Here is a 1,156-nt window from a genome sequence, read left to right on the forward strand (position 1 = left end):
GGCGGCCCGGGCGGCGGTCCGCTCAGCGGGCGGCGCGGTGGCGGCGAGGTGTGCGGCCGGCGGTCGTCCACCGGGTCGGGGCCGGACGAGCCGGTGACGCCGATGCCGTGGGCGCGCCCGGTCGCGGGGGCGGTGGTGATCAGCTCCTGCGGGAAGACCAGCACCGCCCGCACCCCGCCGTAGGCCGAGGGCCGCAGCGAGACCTGGAAGCCGTACGCCTGGCAGAGCCGGCCGACGACGGCGAGGCCGAGCCGCGGCGTCTCGCCGAGGTCGTTGAGGTCGGCGCCGGCCTGCGCCTCCGCGATCATCCGCTCGGCCCGGGCCCGGCCCTCCTCGCTGAGGCTCAGTCCGCCGTCCTCGATCTCGATCGCGATGCCGGTCTGCACCTCGACCGCGGTCAGGTGCACCAGGGTGTGCGGCGGCGAGTAGCGGGTGGCGTTGTCCAGGAGTTCGGCCACCGCGTGGATGAGCGGTTCCACGGCGGGGCCGACGACGGCCACCTCCGAGACCGGGTGCAGCTCGACCCGCTCGAAGTCGAGGATGCGGGACATCGCGCCGCGCAGCACGCTGTACAGCGGCACCGCCTTGCTCCACTGACGGCCCGGCCGGGCGCCGCCGAGCACCGCGATGCTGTCGGCGAGGCGGCCGATCAGCGCGTTGCCGTGGTCGAGCAGCAGCAGGTCGTCGAAGACGGCGGGGTCGTTGCCGTGCGCGTGCTCCATGCTGCGCAGTTCGGCGGCCTGCCGGTGGACGATCGCCTGGACGCGGCGGGCGATGTTGACGAACGAGCGCCGGGCGGACTCGCGCAGCGCCTCCTCGTTCTCGACGGTCTCCAGCACGGCGCGCAGCAGGGTCTGCTGCGCCGCCCGGAACTCGGCGCCGACCGTGACGTCCTGGAGGGTGTAGGCGCGGACGACGTTCTCCAGGCCCTCGCCCATCGAGAGCCTGGTCATCGCGGCGGGCAGGACGGACTTGGCCAGCCGGATGTACTCGGTCTCCTGCCGGGTCAGCCGGCGGAGCAACTCGCCCTCGCGCTGGACCGCCCGTGTGCGCAACTCCTCCGCCGTCCGGCCCCGGCGGGCGGCCTCGGCGGCGACCAGGACCACCGCCAGCGTGGCGACCACCGCGCACAGGGCGACCCCGGTGCGGGCGGGGG

Annotated in this window: 1 protein-coding gene; it reads right to left on the reverse strand. The window is 75.5% G+C overall.

The window, feature by feature from the left end:
- On the reverse strand, positions 1–1,156 hold a 1,156-nt coding region (locus ABD308_RS20210), incomplete at both ends, for an ATP-binding protein (RefSeq protein ID WP_344337250.1).

The sequence above is a fragment of the Kitasatospora putterlickiae genome (assembly GCF_039527695.1).
In the GTDB taxonomy this organism is placed as follows: domain Bacteria; phylum Actinomycetota; class Actinomycetes; order Streptomycetales; family Streptomycetaceae; genus Kitasatospora; species Kitasatospora putterlickiae.